Source organism: Lewinellaceae bacterium, from assembly GCA_020636135.1.
In the GTDB taxonomy this organism is placed as follows: Bacteria; Bacteroidota; Bacteroidia; order Chitinophagales; family Saprospiraceae; genus JAGQXC01.
This window is the reverse complement of sequence record JACJYK010000001.1, coordinates 2789222-2815573: the sequence shown is the minus strand read 5'-3', so window position 1 is coordinate 2815573 and position 26352 is coordinate 2789222. Positions and strand designations below refer to the sequence as shown.

At 48.1% G+C, this 26352-nt stretch carries 15 protein-coding genes; 12 read left to right on the top strand and 3 right to left on the bottom strand.

Annotated features, from left to right (window positions below; translation table 11 throughout):
- The first annotated feature begins 39 nt into the window (after window positions 1-39).
- The 3 genes from rpsO (at window position 40) to H6570_10780 (ending at window position 3969) form a co-directional block, all read left to right on the top strand.
- Window positions 40-312, top strand: a complete 273-nt coding sequence (rpsO, locus tag H6570_10790; GenBank protein MCB9319760.1) for a 30S ribosomal protein S15 — start codon at window positions 40-42, stop codon at window positions 310-312.
- Window positions 313-415: 103 nt separating this feature from the next.
- Window positions 416-2725 carry a polyribonucleotide nucleotidyltransferase gene (gene pnp / locus H6570_10785; protein ID MCB9319759.1) on the top strand — a complete coding sequence of 770 codons (2310 nt, stop codon included), beginning with the start codon at window positions 416-418 and terminating at the stop codon, window positions 2723-2725.
- A gap of 374 nt (window positions 2726-3099) precedes the next feature.
- Window positions 3100-3969, top strand: a complete 870-nt coding sequence (locus H6570_10780; GenBank protein ID MCB9319758.1) for an RNA polymerase sigma factor RpoD/SigA — start codon at window positions 3100-3102, stop codon at window positions 3967-3969.
- Between the two features lie 165 nt (window positions 3970-4134).
- Here H6570_10780 and H6570_10775 read toward each other — a convergent pair whose 3' ends face one another.
- Window positions 4135-4647, bottom strand: a complete 513-nt coding sequence (locus H6570_10775) for a hypothetical protein (GenBank protein MCB9319757.1) — start codon at window positions 4645-4647, stop codon at window positions 4135-4137.
- 239 nt (window positions 4648-4886) lie between these two features.
- On the opposite strand from H6570_10775, the gene H6570_10770 reads away from it, so the two are divergent.
- Entirely contained in the window at window positions 4887-5504 is a 618-nt protein-coding gene (locus H6570_10770; protein MCB9319756.1) for a hypothetical protein, read from the top strand.
- Window positions 5505-5526: 22 nt separating this feature from the next.
- The gene (locus H6570_10765) at window positions 5527-6363 is read left to right on the top strand and encodes a DUF1080 domain-containing protein (protein ID MCB9319755.1); all 837 of its coding nucleotides are present in this window, start codon (window positions 5527-5529) and stop codon (window positions 6361-6363) included.
- 38 nt (window positions 6364-6401) lie between these two features.
- Here the strand turns inward: H6570_10765 and H6570_10760 are convergent, their stop codons facing one another.
- Window positions 6402-8891: a cation-translocating P-type ATPase gene (locus H6570_10760; GenBank protein ID MCB9319754.1), complete on the bottom strand. Its 2490-nt coding sequence runs from the start codon at window positions 8889-8891 to the stop codon at window positions 6402-6404.
- Window positions 8892-8895: 4 nt separating this feature from the next.
- Window positions 8896-9942 (bottom strand): magnesium/cobalt transporter CorA, encoded by a 1047-nt coding sequence (gene corA / locus H6570_10755; protein MCB9319753.1) that lies wholly within the window; start codon window positions 9940-9942, stop codon window positions 8896-8898.
- 146 nt (window positions 9943-10088) lie between these two features.
- Here corA and H6570_10750 point away from each other — a divergent pair, with 146 nt between their 5' ends.
- The 7 genes from H6570_10750 to H6570_10720 all read left to right on the top strand — a co-directional run bounded on the left by H6570_10750 (window position 10089) and on the right by H6570_10720 (window position 26017).
- Window positions 10089-12839 carry a hypothetical protein gene (locus H6570_10750; GenBank protein ID MCB9319752.1) on the top strand — a complete coding sequence of 917 codons (2751 nt, stop codon included), beginning with the start codon at window positions 10089-10091 and terminating at the stop codon, window positions 12837-12839.
- Between the two features lie 256 nt (window positions 12840-13095).
- Window positions 13096-14961, top strand: coding sequence for a T9SS type A sorting domain-containing protein (locus H6570_10745; GenBank protein MCB9319751.1), 1866 nt, complete (start codon window positions 13096-13098; stop codon window positions 14959-14961).
- A gap of 31 nt (window positions 14962-14992) precedes the next feature.
- Window positions 14993-17725, top strand: coding sequence for a T9SS type A sorting domain-containing protein (locus tag H6570_10740; protein ID MCB9319750.1), 2733 nt, complete (start codon window positions 14993-14995; stop codon window positions 17723-17725).
- Window positions 17726-17795: 70 nt separating this feature from the next.
- Entirely contained in the window at window positions 17796-19181 is a 1386-nt protein-coding gene (locus tag H6570_10735; protein ID MCB9319749.1) for a Tat pathway signal protein, read from the top strand.
- A 62-nt stretch (window positions 19182-19243) separates the two neighbouring features.
- Window positions 19244-21517: a beta-glucosidase BglX gene (bglX, locus tag H6570_10730; protein ID MCB9319748.1), complete on the top strand. Its 2274-nt coding sequence runs from the start codon at window positions 19244-19246 to the stop codon at window positions 21515-21517.
- A 37-nt stretch (window positions 21518-21554) separates the two neighbouring features.
- The gene (locus H6570_10725) at window positions 21555-24533 is read left to right on the top strand and encodes a TonB-dependent receptor (GenBank protein ID MCB9319747.1); all 2979 of its coding nucleotides are present in this window, start codon (window positions 21555-21557) and stop codon (window positions 24531-24533) included.
- Between the two features lie 20 nt (window positions 24534-24553).
- Window positions 24554-26017, top strand: a complete 1464-nt coding sequence (locus H6570_10720) for a RagB/SusD family nutrient uptake outer membrane protein (GenBank protein ID MCB9319746.1) — start codon at window positions 24554-24556, stop codon at window positions 26015-26017.
- Window positions 26018-26352: the final 335 nt, after the last annotated feature.

The window sequence follows — 26352 nt, the reverse complement described above, 5'->3', positions numbered from 1 at the left end:
GCCTTATTATTCGAAGTTAGATATTTAAGAAAGACAAATATGTCAGCATTAACGAAAGAAAAAAAGGCTAAGTTATTCGAAGAGTTCGGAGGAGCAGCCAGCAATACCGGTGCAACGGATGCACAGATTGCGCTGTTTACCGAGCGTATCAATCTGCTATCCAGTCACTTGCGTGAAAACAAAAAAGATCACCAGTGTCGTCGGACCCTGTTGACCTTAGTAGGTAAAAGAAAAAGACTGCTGAATTATCTGCAGCATAAGAATATCAGCGAATATCGTAGTCTGATCGAGAAATTGGGTATACGGAAGTAAGTCTTCGTATACCCACCTTCTTTTTTCCCTCCTTGTGTGATCCTTCCTAATTCAGCCCGTTGCCTTGCAACAGGGTCTTTATTCATTTGTTAAATTCTATTTTATGGGAAATCAAATTCCAATTACGTCCTCATTCGAATTGCCGGATGGGAGGGAAGTTACACTGGAGACAGGCAAACTTGCAGCCCAGGCACACGGTTCTGCCTTGGTACGGGTAGGTTCAACCATGCTGTTGGCCACCGTCGTTTCCAACAAGGAAGCCAAAGAAGGTCAGCCCTTCTTCCCACTATCTGTAGACTATCAGGAAAAATTTGCCGCTGCCGGACGTATCCCCGGCAACTTCTTCCGCCGTGAAGCAAAGCTCTCGGATTATGAAGTGCTGATCTGCCGCCTGGTAGACCGTGCGATCCGTCCGCTGTTTCCCGATGGCTACATGAACGAAACACAGGTCATCATCAACCTGGTCTCCGGAGATCAGGATGAGATGCCGGATTCTCTGGCAGCTCTGGCAGCATCTACCGCCCTTGTCGTATCCGACATTCGTTGGGACGGCCCTATCTCCGAAGTACGTGTTGCACGTATTGACGGAGAATATGTAGTTAACCCGATCCGCAGCGCCCTGGCGAATGCCGACATCGATATCATCGTTGCTGCAACCATGAAAGATGTAACCATGGTCGAAGGAGAGGCTAAAGAATGCTCCGAGGCTGATCTGGTTGAAGCCATCCGCATTGGCCACGAAGCCATCAAAATCCAGTGTCAGGCCCAGTTGGATCTGGCTCAGAAAGTAGGAGAGAAGGCTACCGTTAAACGGGTATTACCGGAGAAGGAAGAAGACGAGGCATTAAAAACCTGGATCAAGGAATTTGCAGCACAGGGGATCTTTGATTTGGCCGCCGGTTCATTACCAAAGCAGGAACGCAAAGATGGATTTTCTGCAATCCTGGATGATGCCAAAGTCAAACTGACCGAACTGCACGGAGAAGAATACCTGGAAGAAAAAGGAGCTTTGCTGGATGCTTATTTTGACAAATTAAAGAAGGAAGTCATCCGCAATATGGTGCTGGACACCAAAAAACGCCTGGATGGCCGTGACCCGGATGAGATCCGGCCTATCTGGTGTGAAGTGGATTACCTTCCAGCAGCGCATGGTTCAGCGGTATTTACGCGTGGTGAAACGCAATCGCTGACTACCTTAACGTTAGGTACCAAACAGGATGAAGTCCTGATTGACACGGCGTTGCGGTCGTACGACGATAATTTCATACTGCATTATAACTTCCCTCCGTACAGTACGGGAGAGGTGAAGCCTATGCGTGGCCCCGGACGGCGCGAAGTTGGTCATGCCAACCTGGCCGGACGTTCGGTGCGTCAGGTTATGCCCCAGGGCTTGCCTTATACGATAAGGCTTGTTTCCGACATCCTGGAGTCCAATGGCTCCTCCTCGATGGCTACCGTTTGTGCCAGTTCACTGGCCCTGATGGACGGTGGTGTGCAAATCAGCGAGCAGATCGCAGGTATTGCCATGGGTCTGATCAAAGAAGGTGATAAATATGCCATCCTTTCCGATATCCTGGGTGATGAAGATGCACTCGGTGATATGGACTTCAAAGTGACCGGCACCAAGAACGGAATTTGTGGTTGCCAGATGGACATCAAGATCGACGGTTTGCCGTACGATCTGCTGATCGAAGCGCTGGACCAGGCACGCAAAGGCCGGTTGCATATCCTGGGCAAAATGAACGAGGTGATCGCCGAGCCGCGGGAAGATTACAAACCGCATGCACCACGTATCGTGGAGATTGTCATCGACAAGTCATTCATTGGTGCAGTAATCGGCCCTGGAGGCTCAATCATCCAGGATATCCAGGAGAAAACAGGTACCGTGATCTCCATTGAAGAAAAGGAAGGTAAAGGCTTTGTGAACATTGCCAGTTCAAATAAAGCTTCGATCGAAGCAGCATTGGCCCGGGTAAAAGACATCGTATTCGTTCCTGAAGTAGGTGAAGTGTACGATGCAGTCGTCCGGCAGTTGATGCCCTTTGGCGCCTTTGTCGACTTCAAAGGGAAGAGTGGATTGCTTCACGTCTCGGAGATCGATCACAAGCGGGTCGAGAATGTTGAAGATGTGCTGAAGGAAGGCGATCAGGTCCGGGTTAAATTACTGGATCTGGACCGGAAGACCGGTAAGATGAAACTTTCCATGAAAGCACTGATCCCTCGTCCACCGCGTGCGGAAGGCGAATCGGAGCGCAGCGATGACCGCCGTTCAGACCGCTACCAGGGTGGTGGAAGGAATCAGCGTGGAGGCGGAGGAGACCGCCGCGGAGGTCATGACCGCAACCGCGACCGTGACCGTGACCGCAATCGAGACCGGGACCGCGATCACGATCACGATCGCAACCGTGACTGATACGAAATAAACTGCATTTAATAGGGGAGACCTTAAGCATTGCAGAATGCATGATCGGGATATGATATGCGCTCTGAAATGCCCGCAAGGCCTCCCTTTTTTGTTGCTTTACACGGATTTACGCATCGCAGCAAGGAATAATTTCATTATATTGGTATCATTACCGGGTATTTTTGCGTTTCAGTATCGAAATGTGCAATTGCTACCAAGAACTTCTTTCAGAGGTACTTGTTGTAATGGAGCAGGTTTTGCAAATCGTTGGCCAGATTGAGGCGCAGTATTTCCATGCTGACCGGGGTTTGTTGTAGGTGCAACATTTGTCGAGAAACTTTTTCCAGCCTTTCATTGTATAAGATATTAGCAGATAAAATACGATGCGACAGCTCAAGATTACCAATCGAATCACCAATCGAGAGAGTTTATCTCTTGATAAGTACCTCAATGATATCGGTAAAATCGATATCCTGACTCCTGAGGAGGAGGCAGATCTATCGCGTCGTATCAAGCAGGGTGATGAAGATGCCCTGGAGCAACTGACTAAAGCCAACCTGAGATTTGTGGTTTCAGTGGCCAAGCAATATCAAAACCAGGGCTTGTCTCTTTCGGATCTGATCAATGAAGGCAACGTGGGTTTGATGAAAGCCGCCAAACGCTTTGACGAAACCAAGGGATTCAAGTTCATTTCTTATGCCGTATGGTGGATACGCCAGTCTATTCTCCAAGCCATTGTGGAATACTCACGTATTGTGCGTCTGCCGCTGAATAAGGTGGGCACCTTTAACAAGGTGAATGAGGCCTATCAGTCATTTATCCAGGAATTTGAACGTGAACCCTCCAGTGAGGAGCTGGCAGAACTCCTTGATATGACCGTGAAGGAAGTGGACTCGATCATGCAGAGCGGACACCGGCATGTATCCTTTGATGCGCCTATCAGCAGTGACGAAGAAAATGGTGTCACCATGCTCGACCTGATGACATTCGAAGACGAGTTGCGTCCTGATCTGAAATTGATGGAGCAATCGCTGAAAGACGAAGTCCGCTATGGCATGTCCGTCCTGTCGCCCCGTGAATATGAAATCCTGGCTGCTTATTACGGCCTGAATGGGAACAAGGCTCTAACCCTGGAAGAAATCGGCGAACTCTACGGCCTTACCCGTGAACGCGTCCGTCAGATCAAAGAACGTGCACTCCGTCGCCTGCGCAAATCCTTCAACAAGGTCAAGTCCCGCTACTACATGGGGTAGGACCAGCAGGAATATCGAGTGTTGATTATTTAGTGTTGAATGCTGAGGCTACTCTGGAAAAGCACATTTCCATAACATACTCTCATTCTCGCCCGAACGACGTTCAATCGGGTGCGGGGTGACAGTCATAATGAATTTCCGGAGTGGAATCAATGCGGCATATACTCAGTCTTTCAACGTTTTGGATAAGCGGTAATAATCTTCCTTCAGAGTCTCCCAGTGATCATTCACAGACCAGCACAGTATTTTATAGAAGTGGGTTTCTGTTTCCACAGCAGTGACCAGCATGTAAAAATCGTCCTCACCGTCCTTCCAGGAGATGACAGCCTGCGCCAGATGATTTGAACCTTCATCGAATGCAGTTAGATCGGTGGCGCTGCGAGATTCTGCTTCCGACTTATAGTCCGATATAAAGGACGCAATGAAATCCGAAGCGCTGGTAAAATGCATACCCAGATCCTCCAGTTGATCCTTAGGATCTTCAATGACGATCACATAAGCCTCACGGGAAGCATTTTGATACTGCAAAGTCGCCACATCATTCAGCTCATAGGTTTTAATCATATAATCCGGAATATCCAGGGTGTAACAATGGCCTCCATTTTGGGTTACCAATTGCTGGGCGGAGATGGACAACGTGAATAAGACGAATGGCAGTAGAATGAAACGGTGATGCATATTAAATTATATTTAGCGTACGGATTTATACCAACTAAAATTACTCAAAATTTGCTGTTGTTTCCTGGAAGTTCTTTCTAGACTAAACTTGCGAACTGACTGAAAATGGAATGATTATGAATTGGCCTGTAAGAGATTTTTAGCTCATGTTATCCATAATCACAACACTTTAGCCTGACAAAAACAATAGCTCGTCGGAACACTTCCGGATACCAGGTGTAAATCCTTAACTTTGGGTTATGATCCGCACCATTTTAGAATTTCTGAACCTGGAACCGGTACGCAACCGCATGCTGCGGGACGCTGAGTTGTTGCGAAAGGATATTTATCCCTGGATTCAGGAACTGGTAACCTGGGACGATGAAGAACGTGCACTGACCTCCTATCATATTCAGGAACAACATCCCAAAAGGTGGGCACGGAATGCCAAAATCGTGCGCTGTAAGGTGACTTCCATTTATCATGAACCTTTGTTGATCTTCGCCCGCAGGAAATACGCGGGGAATAAGTCGCTTATTTTGATTCGCAATAGCCGGGATGAATATTTGTATCAGGTACGTGGCAGCCAGGTCGAAGTGGTCTTTAACGGTACATTGTCCGCCATGATCGAGGGAAATAAATTGTATTCGTTAAAACCGCGCCGGGTGCTTGCATCACAGGAAACGCCCCATCCTCCTTATCCCTCCGTTGTAGTAGGCAAAGATGAGATTGCACAGCTTTTACCTGCAGCCAACGGTTCCAATGGATATGTCTCGCGTGCATTCAGCTTCATGAAGGATCCGGAAGGGGATGTAGAAATTCTTTTCCTGACCCTGGCTTATTGGGAAATGGCACAAAGGATATTGCCTAAAGACTGATAAAGTAAAATAGTCCTCAATAATGAAAAAGATCTTCCTGTTCGCAATTCTATTCACACAAAGTCTCCTGGCGCAGCAGACAGGCGACTGGGAAATACTTTTCAACGGGAAAGACCTGACCGGATGGATACCAAAGTTTACCGGCTCAGACCTGGGAGTTAACTACCGGAATACCTTTCGTGTAGAAGACGGATACCTGACCGTAAACTATGATCAATGGAAGGATTTTCATGGTGAATTCGGACACCTGTTTTACAATCGCTCGTATTCCTATTACATACTGGAATTGGAATACCGGTTCCGTGGGGAGCAGGTACCTGGCGGGCCAGGTTGGGCGTTCCGTAACAGCGGTACCATGCTGCATGGACAGGATCCCAAAACGATGACGAAAGACCAGGATTTCCCTATTTCTATCGAAGGTCAATTGCTGGGAGGAGATGGAACGCACGATCGCCCTACCCAGAATGTATGCACACCAGGCACCAATATTTATTTCGGTGAAGACCTGATCAAAAGGCATTGTACGAATTCAACCTCTGAGACTTATCAAGGGGATCAGTGGGTGAAAGCCACCTATATTGTCTACGGTGATTCATTGATTGAACACCAGGCTAATGGAGAGACTGTTATGAGTTATCACCATCCCACCATAGACGGGTCCGGCATCGACCCGGCACTGTCATCACTATTTAAAGATGGTGCACCGGTTGATCATGGATTTTTTTCTCTCCAGGCCGAAAGTCATCCTGTCCAGTTTCGTAACATCCGGTTACTTAATCTGGCGGGATGTAAGGATCCTGCGGCTAAGAACTACAAGTCGTATTACATCCGGCATGTACCAGAAGATTGCACCTATTAGCCTGAAAAACCGGCCCCGCCAGGAAAGGTGCTTGGATCTTATTCAATAAGTGAGGTCCCCTTAAATGGTTCTATCCATAAGGTGCCCAGCATGGCCATCATAACCGGAATCAGCAAATCGGAAAGTCTCAGAGCGGAAAACTCGAAGATATGACGTACAGCAGGTATCGTCACGGTGCAGGCCCACAACAATAATGAGACTATCAGGATTAAGGGGATCAAAGCGTTACCGCGTGTAAAGGTTTCCCAGATGCGTAACCGGAAGGACCGGTTGACCAGCGTTAGAAATACATTGGCAAAAACCAGCGTACTGAAGATCAGCGTTCTTTGAGTATCATCATCGTATCCATGCCGGGTCGCCCAGTAACCTGTGATCAAGCAGGTGATGGTGATCAGTAACCCCTGAAGAATGGTGATCGTCAATGGTTTTCCCTGGAGGAGGGATACATTCCGGTGTTGGCGGGAAGGATGAACCAGTTCGTTTCTACGGGTCGGTTCATTTTCATAGATGATCGAGCAGGTCGGTCCCATGATTAATTCCAGGAAGATGACGTGTATGGGTGAAAAAAGAGTCTCCGGCAAAAAGGGAAGGAACTGATTAAGGACGATGAGGGTAATGATCGGGATGTGTATCGAGATGATGTACCGGATGGCTTTCTTCAGATTGGCATGGATCCGGCGGCCCAGATAGATGGCATCAACCATATGTGCCAGGTCATCATCACCCAGGACAAGGCCTGCCGCACCTTTGGCTACTTCAGTGCCTCGTTTACCCATGGCAATTCCAATGTCTGCAGCCTTGAGTGCCGGTGCGTCATTAACTCCGTCACCGGTCATAGCCACAACTTCGCCGGATTTGCGCAGTGCTTGTACGATGCGCAGTTTGGCTTCAGGATAAATACGGGCAAAGACATTTGTTTTTCCTACTATCCTGGTTAATTCCGGTTCACTCATGGATTGCATTTCGGAACCGGTAAGATAAGGTGTATCGGTTATTCCTACGGTTGCAGCAACAGATCGGGCTGTTTCCAGGTAATCACCGGTTATCATTTTGACCTCAACGCCAGCCTCATGGAAGGACTTGATCACATCCGGAATATGAGTCTCGGGAGGGTCGGAAAATGCGATGATACCGAGAAAGGTGAAAGTCATGTCCTCCGGCTTCTCCGGCATCTTTTCCTGACCCCAGGTTCCTTTACCGACACCCAATACCCGGAAACCCAGGGAAGCGAAGGATTTACTGATCGACATAGCTTCAGCCTCCTCTTCAGCACTCACCTGGGATCGTTTTAAGACGGTCTCCAGCCCGCCTTTAATGGCTGTAATGACACCCTGTCCGGGAAGATCAAAGAGATGGGTCATGACGGGCGGCGATCCTGCCAGCGGAAAATCCTTTAACATGGTTGCTGAAGCACGGATATCACGGGTGTTCAAGGTGGAATACCACTGATGAATGGAGGTTTCCATGGGGTCAAAAGGAGACCGTTCACTGGACCACATTGCATATTCCAGTACCTCGTTGAATTCAGGGGCGGTGATAAAATCGGTCACCTTACCGGATTGGGCTTCCCAGGTTTTGGCTACCTGCATCAGGTTTTTGGTCAGTGTGCCGGTCTTATCCACGCAGATCACAGTTGCTGCGCCCAGGGTCTCCACAGACTGGGGCTGGCGGGCAATGATTTGCAGCTTTAATAAACGATAAGCTCCCAGAGCCAGGAATGTGGTCATCGCCACCGGGATCTCTTCCGGAATAACGCTCATCGCCATGGTCAACCCATGCAGTAAACCGTGGATGATACTGCCGGTTTCCCAGGATTTGTAACCCCATACCAGTAGAAATGCAAGTGAACCGGCAATGACCATCAGTCGTACAAATCGGTGTACCTGTGACTGTAGCGGTGTTTCGACCGGGCGTACCGAGCCTAACGAATGTTCAATGGCGGCAAGACGTGTCCCGGTGCCGATGGCAGAAACACGGGCATAGCCATATCCACGTAACACCATAGTTCCCTGGTAAAGCTGATCACCAGGTTGCTTGACTACATCGGTTGACTCGCCGGTAAGTACCGCTTCGTTGACTGCCAGGTCGTATTCGGTGAGAAGATGCATATCTGCCGGGATCAGGTCTCCCTCTTCAATAACCGCAATGTCTTTGACAACGATGTTATCGGATGGTATCTCTGTCAGCATCTTATTTCGGACCACTTTCGCTTTTGTCATGGTCATCTGCTGAAGTGCCTTGACAGCCCGTTGGCTACGGTAGTCCTGGAAAAGAGAAATGCCTGCCACAAACAGAATAGCGCCCAGCATGGTAAATGCTTCGGACCACTCAGACAGGATAAAATAAATCGAACAAGCGACAAGGAGGAGCAACACCATCGGCTCTTTCAGAATAGCGATAATCAGCTCCCAGGCCTGGTTTGGGGCTTTTACGCTTCGGTTGTAGCCATGCAATTGTTGTTGTCTGGCTACTTCATCCGAAGTAAGACCGGGGTATTCCGGTAATAAAGGAATGGAGTCCTCAATCATGATATTAGAACCATTTCTTCTTTTTAAACCATTGGAGCAGCAATAAAGCCATCATGACCATGGCAACCCAAACCAGCGGATAACCATATTGCCATTTCAGTTCCGGCATATTATCGAAATTCATCCCGTAGACACCAACCAGAAAGGTCAGTGGAATAAAGATGGTTGATATGATGGTCAGGACCTGCATGATTTTGTTCATGGCCAGATTTAATTCCGAATGGTAGAGATCGCGTAAACCGTTGATCATATCCCGCAATGTATCCTGACGGTCAATAACCTGCACCGTATGATCATAAAGATCCCGTAAATAGGGTAGGACGGATTCACCAAATGTGAGGTCATCCAGTTTCATGGTCTTTAACATCGCATCCCGCCACGGAAGGACAGACTTGCTCATACGGACCAGGATATGCCGGGCGGCATGCAGACGTTCCTTGATATCTTCGGTCTTGTTGTCCAGAATGTCCTGCTCGATGGCAAATACGTCATTTTCAAGCTTATCCAGTGCCTCAAAGTAATCATCGACGATAACATCAATCAGAGAATATGCCAGATAATCGGTGGTTTTTTGACGAATTATTCCGCGATTTTCAATCAGCCTTAACTTGACTGCTTCAAAAACATCTTCTTTCTTTTCCTGAAAACTGATCAGGTAATAGGGGGTGACATACATCGAAACCTGCTCACTTTTAAACAGATTATGCTTATTGAAATACATGGCTTGTAACACCAGGAATGCTCCGTTTTCCAATGATTCGTATTTTGGCCGCTGATGTACGTCCGCAATGTCTTCCAGGATCAATGGATGGATATCTCCTTCCTGCCCGATGCGCTGAAGCAATTCAACATCGTGTAATCCACGGATATCGACCCAGGTGATGCAGTCTTCCCTTTTAAGCAAATGGTCAAGGTCGTCCAGCTGAACTTCACGTACGACTTCGATACGCTCACCACTGTACAGGAAAACATTGATAATGGTTTTTTCTACCTTTTGATCTCCCGTGTAGACAATAGTGCCAGGTGGTAAGCCTTTTTTGGATGTCTTCATTGTGTTGGATTGTAATCCGAAAAATAGGTAAAAAAGAGTAGTTATAGGGATGCGTTTACCGGAATCAAACCAGGTTCATGCGAGAATCCCCGACCCTTATTGTGCGCGATAATTTATTATCTTTTCAACCTAATCACAGATCCGATATGTGTTGGCGAACAATTGCAATGCAATTCGCTATGGCCCTGATGCCGGGTATTTTATTGGCTGACGTTCCATTAATACGCCATTTTACCAAAGAAGACTACCAGGCCCAGTATCAAAATTGGTCGGTGACTTCCGGGCCGGACGGCAGTATGTTCGTTGCCAATAATGGAGGTTTACTGGAATTTGATGGTAGCCGCTGGATATTGCACTACCTGCCGCATAAGCAAACTGTCCGCGCTGTGGTCAGTACGGAAGATGGAAGATTATTCATCGGTGGCTACGCGGCATTCGGGTTTTGGGAAAAAGATGCTGAAAGCAGGTTGAAATATCACCCCCTGGACTCGCTCATCGATTACCCATTGTTTGAACGGGAAGAGATCTGGAAGATCCTGGTTACTCCCGGAGGGATTTATTTTCAATCCTTTTCGACGCTTTATGTCTACCGGCAAGGCAAGATCACCGTATTGAATGCCCCTGGTAATATCATGTACTTGCAACAAGTGGGTGATGAACTCATATTACCGGTAATCCATAAAGGACTTTTCCGGCTTGTGAACGATGAATTTCTGCCGGTAACCAATACTTCCTTTTTTGCAGAAAAGCGGGTGATGTTTATCCTTGGCTTTCAGGATGGTTGGTTAATCGGGACCAATCAATCCGGGTTATACACACTGTATGATGGGATGATCCAGCCCGTAACTGCACCGGTAAATCAAAATTTTCAGACGCATCAGATCAACCTGGGTATCAAACTTTCCAATGGTAATATCGCTATTGGCACGATCAGTCATGGGGTATACGTGCTCCGGCCGGATCTTTCGGTTGAATTTGTTATACATCAGGAGAATGGATTGCAAAACAATACCATTTTGAGCCTGCATGAAGATTATTACCATGATTTGTGGGTGGCGATGGACAAAGGAGTTGACCTGGTTGCGATCAATAACCCGCTCTCATTTTTCCAGGATAAACAGGGAGGGCTGGGTACGGTTTACGCGGCCGCTGTGTTTCAGAACAAGCTGTACATCGGAACCAATCACGGGTTGTTCTTTAGACCATGGCCGGAAGAATCTTCCTCGGGATTTGACCTCGTGGAAGGATCCCAGGGACAGGTGTGGGATGTCCAGGTTTATAAAGGCCAACTTTTGGTGGGACACAACGATGGCACCTTCACACTCAAAGACGGACGATGGGAACTATTAAGCGGCGAAGCCGGAGGATGGTTGTTGATTCCGGTGCGCGGTGATGCGAATCATCTGATCCAGGCTACCTATACCGGTCTCGCAATGTATGGCTGGGATGGGTATGAATGGCAATTTAAGCAGCGTGTCGGCAAATTTGCTGATCCGGTAAATCAACTGGTAATGGATAATGCTGGTACGGTGTGGGCGGCAAGTCCAACCAAAGGATTGTACCGCATATGGCTAGATCAGGATCTGGGTCAGGTTTTGAAGTTCCAGTCGTTTACCCAGGATGACGGATTGCCAACGGAGTATCAGTTGCAATTGCAACAACGGGGAGAGCGTATTTTGGTGGGCGCCGACCGCAATTGGGTTTACTGGTCCGAGCAACAGGGTCGCTTCTTACCTGAGCCGGAGTATCAGTACGTAAGTTATCTGCAGGGTATGGGTAATGATAACTTCATGGATTTTGGCGATTATGTTGCCTATTTGAAAGATACGATTCTTGTGCAGCGATTTCCGGTTCGACTGATACCTGGGTATGAGCGCATTGTGCCCATTGATGCCAGTCGCTATTTATTTTGTCTGGAAGACGGTTACGCCCTGTTTGACCGGAATTCTGTTGTCACGAATACCGTAGCAACGTTGTCTCCAAGCATCAGTTACATAGGTTCCCTGGACAATCCCGGCTACCGGTTCGGCCAGGTTGATGGGGGAGTATTGTCCATTCCTTACAGCCTGAATAATCTGCGGGTGGTGTTTCATGAACCCTATTATCGTCGGGCTCCTTATTTCAGGTATCGGTTTGGAGCCCGGGAAAATCTGCCTTCCTGGTCGGAATGGCAGCCAGAATCTGAAGTCCTTCTAACCAATATTCCGCCTGGTGATTATTGGTTTGAAGTTTTGAGTAATGCTTCCCCGGTGATCACGTCGACGCAAATAACCATACTCAAACCCTGGTATCAGCGCGCCTGGGCCGCACTGATATTTCTCTTAGCCGGAACAATGGTATTATTCGGGCTCCAACGGTTTCATGCTTACCGGTTGGAAATACAGAGACGCAAGATGGAACTAGAGAAATCCCGGAAGCTCCAGCAGCAGGAAATCAAATTACGCAATGAGCAATTGCAAACGGCCATCATCAATAAAAGTAAAGAGTTGGCGAATACCACCTTTAACCTGATCCGCAAGAATGAGATTCTCACCCAGTTAAAGGAAGAGATCCAGGAGATGCATCAGGAACCTCACTCCAGCCTTCTGCGGCATGAACAACATTTGCTCCATCTGATTGATCATCACCTGGCCAATGAGCAGGACTGGGAATTGTTTGAATCCAATTTTAACCAGGTTCATGAAGCTTTCTTAAAAAAGCTCCTGGATAGCAACCCCGAACTTACTCCCGGGGACCTGCGTTTGGCAGCTTACCTGAAGATGAATCTTTCTTCCAAAGAAATTGCACCCCTCCTCAATATCAGTCTTCGTGGCGTTGAAAACAAACGTTACCGGCTCAGAAGCAAACTGGGTTTGGCCAATGATGAGAACCTTGTCGAGTATCTTCTGCAAATTTGATATTTTCTCGTTGGTGAGGTGCACATTTTTTGGTACTTGTCTGCCTTACTTATAGATATAATAATTTTAAATGTATAAGTATTGATTAAGAAAAGGGATTGTGGATATTCAAAACAAAATTGAAGGTTAAAACCTGATCTGTTATGTATAGCACTTTTTTATCAATGGCGTAGTCAGAGTGAGGTGATTTTGTTGGTTTAGGCGAAATGAACAACTACATTTATTGAGTTGTTTCCTGGATAAGAGCTAAAACAATATGGCCAAAAGTCTACTACGCAAGATCAGGAATTTGAACTTTGCCGTCTTAGTCAATAAGCTGTCTTTGCATCTGTTTATTCTGGCCGTTTTGCTGTTATGGATACTTCCCCGTGCTTCCGCAAGCATTAACCTTATTCCTGAGGCCTACGACAGTCACATTGAATTACGCTGGTCGGATGATACCCCGGGATCATTTCAGTATTATAATATATACCGGCAAGTCAACCAGGAAGGATTTATCATTCGGCAAAGCTATTTTCCTTCTGATACCCTGGCTCTGGATTTTGTTGGCCCAGACCAGCAGAGCAACCAGTATGATTATTTTGTAGCCAAAGTTGACTTCCTCGGCGCGATCCTTGAGACATCGGATACCCTTACCGTCCACACCATTACTGCTGATGATGATGCTCTTTTGGAGATGGTGCAAAGGTACACCCTGCGATATTTTTGGGACTTCGGGCATCCGGTTTCCGGAATGGCCAGGGAACGGAATTCCAGTGGTGATATCGTAACGACCGGAGGCACCGGATTTGGTGTCATGGCCATACTGGTTGGTATCGACCGGGGATGGATATCCCGGGAAGCGGGACTGAAACGGTTGGTTAAGATGGTGCTTTTCCTGGAGAGTGCAGACCGGTTTAGAGGCGCTTTTCCGCACTGGATGAATGGTAACACCGGAAGAACTGTTCCCTTCAGCTCCAAGGATGACGGCGGAGATCTGGTGGAGACCGCCTTTTTATTTGAAGGACTCCTTACTGCTCGTCAATATTTTCAGGGAAATACGCCCAATGAAGTGGTATTAAGGGAAAAGATCACCAGGTTATATCAGGAAGTCGATTGGAACTGGTACCGGAAGACGGTTGCTGATGTATTGTATTGGCACTGGTCACCGACCAATCAATTTGCTATCAACCTCCCTATCCGCGGCTGGAATGAAGCCATGATCATCTACATTCTGGCTATCGCATCACCGACCCACCCGGTGCCGGCAAGATTGTATCAGCGTGGATGGGCCGGTAGCAACTATGTGCATCCCCAGGATCATTATGGATATCATCTCGATATCGGTCCCGATTACGGAGGTCCATTATTTTTCACCCATTATTCTTATCTGGGACTGGATCCTCGATCCCTGCGTGACGAATACACCAATTATTTTATCCACAACCAAAGGCAGAGCCTGATTAACCGGGAGTATTGTGCAGCCAATCCAAAGCACTTTACCGGTTACAATGCATCTTGCTGGGGTTTGACAGCCAGTGATGATCCTTACGGTTATTCCGCACATTCACCGACCAACGATAATGGAACCATCACCCCAACAGCAGCGCTTTCCAGTACGCCCTATACTCCACAGGAATCACTGGAAGCATTGAAAAATTTCTACCGGGTCCGGGGAGACCGGCTGTGGGGGCCCATGGGATTTTACGACGCCTTCAGTGATCGTGAGAATTGGGTAGCATCCAGTTACCTGGCCATAGACCAGGGACCCATTGTTGGCATGATAGAGAATTACCGGTCGCAATTGTTGTGGAATACCTTTATGACCTGTCCGGAAATCGGACCGGCGCTGGAAGCTATTGGGTTTGTTACAGATACCACTACGGCAGTCCAGGCCCTGGATCCGTCACCTTATACCGTTTATCCAAATCCGGCGAAGGAAATCATCACCTTTGAAAGGCCAGGGAACGTTAAAATGCGGTGGGAATTGATCAATTCTGCGGGAAATTCCGTTTTAAAAGGAAGTACTACGCAACAATCCCTGAACATTTCCCTGGATGCATTTCCTGCCGGGCTGTATTTACTACGGATTCGGGAGGATCGATTGTGGCATCAATTCAAAATTGTACATATTCCGAATTAAATTATGTTCACTTAAAAACCAGGATATTATTATGAAAAGACGTTTATTCCCCCTTATTTGGCTTAGTCTGCTCCCATTGTTGGGCATGACTCAAGTCGTATTAGAGGATTTCGAGGGAGGTATGAAGCTTCCCTGGAATCAGGCTTTTGGTGACAGCACACTACAGGTTGTTGCCAACCCCGCTTTGGCGGACTCAACCCTGGACCCGTTGATGATCAACGAAAGTGCAGAAGTGGGTTCGTACGACAAAGTGGAAGGCAAAGCCTACAGCTTGCTGATCGCCGTATTGGATGACACCCTAGACCTGACAACCATGAATAAATTCACGGTTCAGGTTTTTGCATCCAAAGCAACCAGTTTCATCCTTAAACTGGAAGGAACCGGACAAGCTATCGAGAAGAAACAGAACATTGCGGTTACCAATCGATGGATTGAGTATTCCTTTGATTTCAGTGCCGCAGCGAACATGACCACCCTGACCAAGATCATCCTGTTTTTTGATCCGGGAGTGGCAGAATCGAGTGACACGTACCTATTTGATAATCTAACTCAATTGCCTGCTGATGAATGTTCGGGTACCACACCCGATCCTGAAATTCTGGATGATTTCGAATGTCAGCGCAATGCCACCTATGGTATTGGCTTCCAAAACATCAAGGCCATCGACAATCCTTTCTCGGAAGGCATTAATACGAGTGCGAAAGTAGGTCAGTATACCGATGGCGCAGGAGCATGGGATGCTTTGGTTATTGACAATGGCACCGCATTGCCTTTGGCCGAACGTAATCAGATCCAGGTAAAATTGTATTCAACCATTGCCGGTGTATTCAAATTCAAACTGGAAGGTGGTACTTCTGCAGCCATTGAGAAAGATTACATGGTCACCGAAGACGAATTGAATCAGTGGATCCAGATCAGCATGGATTTCTCCGATCAGGCCAACGCGAACCAGCAGCGGATCGTTTTCTTCCTCAATGCCGGTGTGGACGTTGAAGCAGGTGATATCTATTACCTGGATGACATCAAACTGGTAGCAAAACCAGCAGCAGCAGCCCTCGAAGATTTTGAGGACGGACCGCGGCTGACCTGGTCATCCCTGGGAGACGAAGCCGTGTTTGGAACCTTTGATGGTGCCGTTGCCAACCCGGATGATGCCGGTTTGAACACGAGTGCAAACGTTGGTTCCTACACCAAAGGTAGTAGTGAGTTTGGTGGTTTGCAGGCGGACCTGCCCCTGGACTTCAACCTCAGTGACAATCCACAATTGAATATGCAGGTTTTGGCACCAGAAGGAGCTACCTCTGTTACGATGAAGTTGTTCAGCCCGTCACAAGGCCTGAAAGAAGTTGATGCCGACGTTACCGAAACCGGTGCCTGGGTAGATCTGAATTTCAATTTTGTTGACTTCCAGACCATCAACGACTTTGAGCGCCTGGAAATCGTATTTGACAAAGCACTTGCCAGCAGCGATACCTGGTACTTTGATAACATCACCCAGGGTGAATCAACCGTTGATCCATGTGCTGATGTGACACCGATCCCAACCATTTTTGATGATTTCGATTGTCAGCGCAACGTTGAGATCACCGGTGGTGCCAACGCATTGGAAGTTGTTGTGAATCCGGATCCCACCGGAATCAATAACGACCCACTGGATAAGGTAGGTAAGTACACCGATCCTCAGGATCAGTGGAGTGCGCTCGTTTACAATGTAGGATCGGCCATTGATTTGTCTGTTTACAACCAACTGGAAGTTAAGATCTGGTCTCCTAAAGCTGTTCCACTGTTGTTCAAACTCGAAGGAGGTACAGCAGCGGCTGTAGAAATCTGGAGTGCTGTTGAAACTACTGGAGCATGGGTTAAATATGCCATTGACTTCAGCGGTGCCATAGGAACTGACCACACCCGTCTGGCCATCTTCTTCAATGCTGGTCAGGATCCGGAAGCAGGAGACGTCTATTACATCGACGACGTCGAGTGGAAACGCCAGCCGATCACCGGATGTCTGGCTAATTTTGAGACACCGGATGCCAGCCCCTCTGTTTGGACCTACTTCGGTAACGGTTCATTGGATGGAACTGCCTTTACTGTCGTTCAGAATCCGGCACCGGATGATGTCAATAGCAGCGATAGTGTAGGAGTTGCTGTTGAAGCCAGTGACGGACAGGTATGGGCAGGTATGTATACCGACTTCCCTGCTTTCTATACGATTCCGACCGACAACATGACCATACGTGCCAAAGTATATATGGACCATGCTGCCACGGTTGTTATGAAGATGGAAGGCGCCCAGAATGGTGCTGCAAATTCAGGTGATACGCCTGCTGAATACACCACGCCAAATCAGTGGCAGGAACTGACCTGGGATTTTTCAGCCAATACCACCCCGGGTGGATTGTATGGCCGGCTTACCCTGATCTTTGATATCAACAATGTTCCATCAGAGAACAAGACTTATTTCTTTGATGACATTGCGATAGGTTCTTCGGACTGTGGTGCCGTATCGAGCTTCCGGGTATACGATCTGAAACCGATCCAGATTGCACCGAACCCAGTACGGAATTCTCTTTTGATCAGCAATACCAATGAAGCTTCCCGCTTCGAAATCCACAATTTGCTGGGTCAAACACTACGCGTCATTCAGACCAATTCTCCCTATGAATTGAGTGTTGATGTGACTGACTTGCGCGCTGGAGTATACGTTCTGACGGCATATGACAAAGCAGGCAGACTGCAGGGAAATGCCAAGTTCGTGAAAGAATAATTTGAATTTCAAGAGGTTATCTGCCGGTCATCCGGCCGGCAGATAACTTATTCTGGTTATGCCTAGACATATGATAAAGAAAGCCTTTGCTGTTTTCTTAATCTGTTTCATTGCCACTTTTTGTGCTGATTCCACGAGGACCAAAGGTTCCGTTATCGTGCCATTCAGCATGAATGAGTTGAAACAAAGGACCTTCCATTATTTCTGGGATCTGGCGGATCCGGAATTCGGGCAGGTGCCTGACCGGTATCCTTCACTTACTTTTTCGAGCATAGCAGCTACCGGATTCGGATTGAGCACATACATCACCGGTATCGAAAACGGATACATAACACGTGAGGAAGGTGCTAGACGAACACTGATGACTCTGCAGGCCCTCTGGAATATGCCACAGGGACCGGAAGAAAGTGGTGTCAGTGGATACAAAGGATTTTTTTATCACTTTCTGACCCTTGATAAAGCTGTGCGTTTCAAGCAAGTTGAACTTTCGAGTATTGATACCGGTCTGCTCATGGCTGGGATCCTAAGTGCTATGACTTATTACGACGGACCGGAAGGTGATGAGACATCCATACGCAATCTGGCGGACTCTCTGTATCGCCGGGTTGAATGGGACTGGATGCTCAATGACTCCATGCGGCTGTCCATGGGATGGCATCCGGAGAAGGGTTTTATCGCCAGTGATTGGCGGGGATACAATGAGGCTATGGTCCTGTTGATTATGGCAATCGGATCACCGACGCATCCCGTTCCCACCGAGGTGTGGGATACCTGGTGTTCAACTTACCGGTGGATGGATTTTCAGGGTTATGAGCAAGTCAATTTTGCACCTCTGTTTGGACATCAGTACAGCCAGATGTTCATCGATTTCCGGGGCATTCAGGACGAATACATGCGCTCGAAGGGTATTGATTACTTTGAAAATGCCCGCAGAGCTACGCTGGCGAACCGGGCTTACTGCATACAAAACCCGGGAGGTTTCAAGGGCTATGATGCCAACCAGTGGGGGCTCACCGCCTGTGATGGACCAGCCAGTAAAACCATTATACAGAACGGTAAATCCATACGCTTCCGCGATTATTGGGCCCGTGGCGCCTGCGCCTGGGAGATGAACGACGATGGAACGATTGCGCCAACAGCGGCCGGAGGCTCGATACCATTTGCTCCCGAAGCCTGCATACCAGCTGTCGAACATTTATGGAATACTTACTATAACGAGCTCGTCGATACCTTCGGCTTTAAAGATGCTTTTAACCTAACCTATCAGGAAGATCATCCTGAAGGGTGGTTTGATGTGGACTACCTGGGTATTGATCAGGGACCGATAGCTATCCAGATACAGAACTATGAGACCGGATTGATATGGAACGTAATGAAAAGAAACCCCTATATCAGGGAGGGATTACGGAAAGCCGGATTCAGCGGTGGGTGGCTGGATCAACCATCGAAACTATAATCCATACTACTGAGCCTAAAAATGAACACAATTGCCAAGTGCCCTAACCTAATTTACAACGAATGACAAAGCGAAAGTTTACCAAACAAAGATTTAGCAAATACCTCTACGGACTTGGACTTTTGGTAATCGTCTGGAGCATCAATTTTTCCGGGCTGAATAAGCAGTACTTTTCAGCTAAGCCGGATGAAACGGAAGATAAATTAAAAGACCGGGTCGATTCTGTCCTGCACCTGATGACTCTCGAAGAGAAGGTCGGACAGATGACCTTGTTTACCAGTGACTGGGATGTCACAGGCCCTACCATGCGTTCCACCTATAAGGCGGATATCAAAGCAGGTAAAGTGGGAGCCATTTTTAATGCACACACGGCTGATTACAACCGTGAGCTGCAGCGCATAGCTGTCGAAGAGACCCGGTTGGGTATACCCCTGATTTTCGGATACGATGTGATCCATGGTTACAAGACGATATTCCCGGTTCCGCTTGGAGAATCTTCCAGCTGGGACCTGACTGCGATGGAGCGTTCTGCAAGAATAGCTGCAACTGAAGCGGCTGCCGCCGGTCTGCACTGGACGTTTGCACCAATGGTTGATATTGCGCACGATCCACGCTGGGGCCGTATCATGGAAGGTGCCGGAGAGGATACCTATCTCGGCAGTAAAATTGCCGCTGCCCGGGTGAAAGGCTTTCAGGGAGACGACCTTGCCGCGACGAATACACTGGTAGCCTGTGTTAAACATTACGCTGCTTATGGCGCTGCTCAGGCTGGCAGGGATTATTCCACAGTGGATATGTCAGAAAGGGTCTTGCGGGAAGTATACCTGCCACCGTTTAAGGCAGCCATCGATGCCGGTTGCGGGACTGTAATGACCTCCTTCAATGAACTGGATGGCGTGCCGGCCACTGCAAACAAGTTCCTCCTTGATGAGGTACTGCGCAAAGAATGGAATTTCCCTGGCTTCGTTGTCACCGACTACACCTCGATCGACGAAATGATGAACCACGGCTATTCTGCCGACCAGAGCCAGGCTGCAGAACAGGCAGTCAATGCAGGCGTGGATATGGACATGCAGAGTGCCGCCTATTACAATCATCTTGTCGACCTGGTGAAAGCAGGTAAAGTCAAAGAGACGACCATAGATGATGCCGTGAGCAGGATATTGCGCATTAAGTTTCTGCTCGGGCTGTTCGATGATCCTTATCGTTACAGTGACGAACAGCGTGAAAAGACGCAAATCCTTTCGGACGCCAACCGGCAAGCTGCCCGGGATGTGGCTCGTAAATCGATTGTCCTTCTCAAAAATGAAAATCAGACATTGCCATTGAACTCAGCTATCCGCAAGTTGGCCGTGATTGGTCCTCTGGCGGATGACCAACTGGACATGATTGGTGCATGGTCCGGGGCCGGAGAGGCCCGGCATGTGACCACGTTAATATCAGGGATCAGAGAGGTTATCGGTGACCGTGCCGAATATACCATGGGCTGTGCAGTGGATCAGGACGACCGTTTCGGATTTAATGCCGCCGTCGAGCTGGCCAAGAAATCCGATGCGGTGGTATTGGCTATTGGTGAAAAGGCCTACATGAGTGGAGAAGCAGCCTCACGGTCGGATATCACCGTTCCCGGGCCACAATTGGACCTGGCACGAGCGCTGAAGGCTACAGGTAAGCCCCTCATCGTGGTGTTGATGAACGGAAGGCCATTAGCCATACCATGGCTGGCTGAAAACGCCGATGCCATTGTAGAAGCCTGGTTCCTGGGCACGGAAGCCGGACCAGCGATCAGTGATGTGTTATTTGGAGCTTACAATCCGAGTGGAAAGCTGACGGTAACCTTTCCGCGCAGTGTCGGTCAAGTACCAATATTTTATAATATGAAAAATACCGGACGACCGATGGATCCGAATAATAAGTATACCAGCAAATACCTCGATATACCGAATACTCCCCAGTTCCCATTTGGCTTTGGATTGAGCTATACCACGTTTACCTATGGCAAGCCTGAACTATCCAGTGACGTCTTGCGGAGCGGAGGGTCCATTCAGGTTTCCATCGACGTTACCAATTCGGGCAAAATGGAGGGGAAAGAGACTGTTCAGTCCTATACCCGTGATCTGGTCGGCAGTGTGACGCGACCGGTTAAAGAACTGAAAGGTTTCCAGCAGTTGACCCTTAAGCCGGGAGAAACACGTAAAGTCCAGTTCACCATTACACCGGATGACCTCCGGTTTTACGATAAAGACTTGAATTACCGGACTGAACCGGGAGACTTCCGGGTATTCCTTGGAGGTAGTTCGGCGGTTACCGATTACGTACAGTTTACGCTGCAATAAACGTATTAACTTTTTTAAAGCCTATAATCCTATTTCAATGAAATCAATATGTACCATTCTAAGCTTACTATTCAGTATGGGGGCCCTGTGGGGTCAGCATACTGTATCAGGTACGGTCACCAGTACTACAGGAGAACCCCTGATCGGTGTCAACATCCTGATCAAAGGAACAGGCAACGGGACCGCGACGGATATTGATGGCAGTTATTCCATCAGTGTCCCGGATGAGAAATCCGTGCTCGTTTTTTCCTATACCGGGTTTAAAAGCAAAGAAATAGTTCCGGGGGCTCAAACCACTATGGATGTTGTGATGGATGAAGATGTCGAGCTCATTGATGAGGTAGTGGTTATTGGTTATGGAACCCAGAAGAAAAGCGACCTGACGGGCGCCATTTCAACCATAAAGTCGGATGATGTAAAGCGTGTCCCAAGTGCGAACGTGGAACAGATCCTGCAAGGGAAGGTAGCCGGTGTCCAGGTTACTCCGGTTTCCGGGCGTCCCGGCGAAGGAGCTGTAGTACGTATACGGGGTGTAGGTACTCTGAACGATGCTTCACCGCTCTATGTCGTGGACGGAATGCTGCTCGATGATATTTCTTTTCTAAACCCGAATGATATCGCATCCATTGAGGTTCTTAAGGATGCTTCTGCAACCGCCATCTACGGTTCAAGGGGAGCGAACGGGGTTGTTATCGTGAGTACCAATCAGGGAGCAAACCACCAGGCCAGGTTTAATTTCTCTTCCTACTATGCATCCCAGCAGGTGGTACGGGAGATCGATATGGTTAATGGATCGCAATTTGCCACACTGGCCAACGAGGTCGCTACCAATGAAGGCCGGAAGCCACTCTTTGCGGACCCGGAAAAGTATGGGGTAGGGACTAACTGGCAGGACGTCATCTTCCAGACAGCTCCGATCCAGAATTATCAGATCAGCGCCAATGGGGGAAATGAAAACGTATTGTATAACATCAGTGTGAATCATTTTGACCAGGAAGGGATTGTAAGGGGGTCGAGGTACCAGCGGACAACCGTGCGGATCAACAATGAATATGCACTAAGGAAAAACATCAAGGTAGGGCATAATATCTCCCTGATTGCCAGTAAGAACGATTATGAAGCGAACGTGATCGGCATGGCCTATCAGGCAGAGCCCATCATACCAGTGTTTGACTCGCTGGGTAATTTCGCAGATGCTACCGTGCGGATTCCGGTGGGCAACCCGGAAGTCTCCATCTTTTATAATTACAATAAAGGCAATGGGCTTCGTACGGTAGGTAATACCTACTTTGAAGCCAGTGTGCTGAAATACTTCACCTTTAAATCCAACTTTGGACTGGATTTGCAGCAGGGAAGAAGTAAACGTTACACACCTGTCTTTGAGGTTACACCAACCAGTTTACAGCGTAATGAACAAAGCAGCCTTTCCGTCAATTCTGACCGGTCCAATTCCTGGCTGTGGGAAAATACCCTCAATTACTACCGGGAGTGGACGAATCACCGGCTCAATGTCCTGGGGGGGGTAACCGCACAGGAATATGTGTTTGAGAGCCTGGGTGGATCAAGGATCAACTTTCCCGGAGATACCCCGGAATTTTACTATTTGAACGCCGGTGAGACCGATGGACAGACCAATTACAACACCAGTTACGAATGGGCCATGTTGTCCTACTTGGGCAGGATAAATTATACTTTCAGGGATCGCTACCTTCTGACCGCCAGTTTCCGGGCAGACGGTTCTTCCCGCTTCGGAAAGAACAACCGTTATGGCTATTTTCCTTCCTTTGCGGTGGGCTGGAATATTACGAATGAGCCATTTATGTCTTCAATACCCTTGTTCAGCCGATTGAAATTGCGTGCCAGCTGGGGGCAGATCGGTAATGATAAGATTGGTGCATATGCCGGCCGTCCAACGGTGACCTCAAACCTGATCGCCGTATTTGGCCGCAATGAAGCGATCCAGAATGGAGCATCCATCGTCAGCCTCGCGAACCCGGATATCAGGTGGGAAGAAACAACACAGTCCAATGCCGGTTTTGAATTCGGCATCCTGGACAACCGCCTCCAGGGGAACATAGACTATTATGTCCGGACGACCAATGACATTCTGGTCAATGTCCCGATCCCGGAATACATCGGAGCCGATGCCAGCCCGGTTATCAATGCGGCTAAAGTCCGCAACCAGGGTCTGGACTTCAATGTATCCTGGAGGGAGACGCGTGGGAAATTTGATTACGAGATCGGCGTGCTGGGTTCTACCGTACATAACGAAGTATTGGCTCTTGGTGAAGGGCAGGAAGAAATATTTGGTGGCGGACTTGGTGTTGGTGGACTCCTGGGAACCAGGACGGTCGTAGGACTGCCGATCGGAGCTTATTACGGATATAAAGTCAACGGAATTTATCAGAATCAATCGGACCTGGAGTCGTATCCCGTGCAGGGATCTGAAGTGCCGGGAGATCTGCGGTTTGTGGATACCAATAACGACGGGGTTATTACTACTGCCGACCGGACCTACATTGGCAGCCCGATCCCGACGCTCATTTACGGATTCAATCTCAGCGCAGGATATGCAGGATTCGACGTTGCACTGGATTTCAACGGACAATATGGTAACAAGGTCATCAACGCCAAGAAGATGGCCCGCTTTGGTACCTATAATTTTGAGGCGTCCTACCTGGACCGATGGACCGGAGAAGGCACTTCCAATACAGAACCCCGGGTTACGAACGGAGGACATAATTACGAGTTCTCGGAACGATTTGTGGAGGACGGATCATTCATGCGTTTGAGGACTGTTCAGCTTGGCTACACCCTGCCTGATCAGGCCACTTCCCGGATCAAGTTCAGCTCCGTCCGTTTTTATGTCAGCGGAACCAACCTGGTTACGTGGACCCAATATTCCGGATACACGCCGGAGATCACGAATGCCAGCTCGATCATCGCAGTGGGCATTGATATGGGAGTCTACCCGATCGCCAAGGTAATTACTATTGGACTGGACGCTAATTTCTAAATTCTAAAATGAAGCAAGCAATGAAATCGATATATCAATGCCTTATTCTAGCCGGGATTCTCTTGATGATTCCGTTACAGGGATGCCAGGGCTTACTGGAGAAGAAGCCTCTGGGAGAACTGACCTCCGATAACTTTTTTCAAAATGAAACACACGCATTGTGGGCTACCAATGCGGTTTACAATTTATTGCGTAACTGGGAAGTACACGTCTTTTCCTACATCGGCATGACCGACATTGTTTCCGATGATGCAGACAAAGGAAGTACCCCAAATGACGCCAACTTTTTGTTGGAGATCGATGACTTTACGTACGACGCCGGTAACCTGGCGATGAGTACGGTTTGGTCTGGTTATTTCCGTGGGATCTATCGTGCCAACCTGGCCATTGAGAACATCCCGAATATCGATATGAATGAGAACCTGAAAGCCCGCTATATTGCGGAGAACAAATTCCTTAGAGCCTATTTCTACTTCACACTGGTCCAATGGTTTGGTGACCTGCCTCTGATCCTCAAGCCGCTATCTCCGGATGAGTACAAGCAGCCCCGTGTGCCGGCTGCCGACATCTACGCAGCCATCATCCAGGATCTGCAGGATGCAGCTGGAGTCCTGCCAGACTCTTATCCGGCTACTGAAACGGGACGGGCTACCCGTGGTGCCGCCAACGCCTATCTGGCCAAAGTTTATTTGACCATTGGCGATTTTGCGAAAGCGGAGGAATATGCCATGAAGGTGATTAATTCAGGAGTCTATGGCTTGTACCCGGATTATGCGAAGTTATTTTTACCCGAAGGGGAAAATTCCATCGAATCGGTTTTCGAAGTGCAGTCGACAGCACTGGATATCGGAGGCGCCGGATCCCAATACAACGAAGTGCAGGGTGTCCGCGGTGTTCCAAATCTGGGTTGGGGGTTCAACCGCCCTTCTGATGACCTGATTGCTGAGTTCGAAAGGGGAGATCCCAGACGGGATGCTACCATTTTGTATGTAGGTGAAGTGCTGCCTGATGGATCCGCCTATGTCCAGGACAATCCAGAGATTGTAGGTGAGCGGTACAACCAGAAGGCTTGGGTACCTGAACATACTGGTGGCAATGGGAATGGCCCGGGTAACATCCGCTTATTCCGTTATGCTGAGGTCTTATTAATAGCTGCGGAGGCATTGAACGAAAACGGCAATACTGCTCAAGCTCTTACCTATCTGAATATGGTTCGTGCCCGTGCCCGGGGTGGAAAGGCTGTGCTTCCTGACGTGACCCTGACCGATAAGACAGCACTGCGTAACGCTATCTGGCACGAACGCAGGGTCGAGCTGGGGATGGAACAGCACCGCTGGTTTGATTTGTTGCGGCAGGGCAGGGTGGACCAGGTGATGGCCAAGCTAAAGCCTAAATTCACGGCTGGTAAAAATGAATTATTCCCTATTCCGCAATCAGAAATTGACCTGAGTGGTGGACAAATGACACAAAATCCTGGTTATTAAAGCCAATTTCAATATTGTGGCAAAAAAGCCAGATGAATTTCATCTGGCTTTTTTTATAGAATTTTCTTTAGAAATAGAATAAATGTTTAATGTGTAAATTAACATAAAGCAGGTGATTATGAGATTCGGGGTATTATTTGTGCTTAATTGTCTCTAATTAAGGAGGATTAATTAGTTCGTTTATTATATTTAGAGTTCACTATGGAAGAGCGAAAGAGTAAGTACATGTACTCTTTCGCTTTTTTCATTTCAAACGAAAAAACAGCAGATTCCAGTGCGGATGCGTTACAAAATAGATAGCCTAACATTGAGCCAAGACCTATTTTCTTAACCTA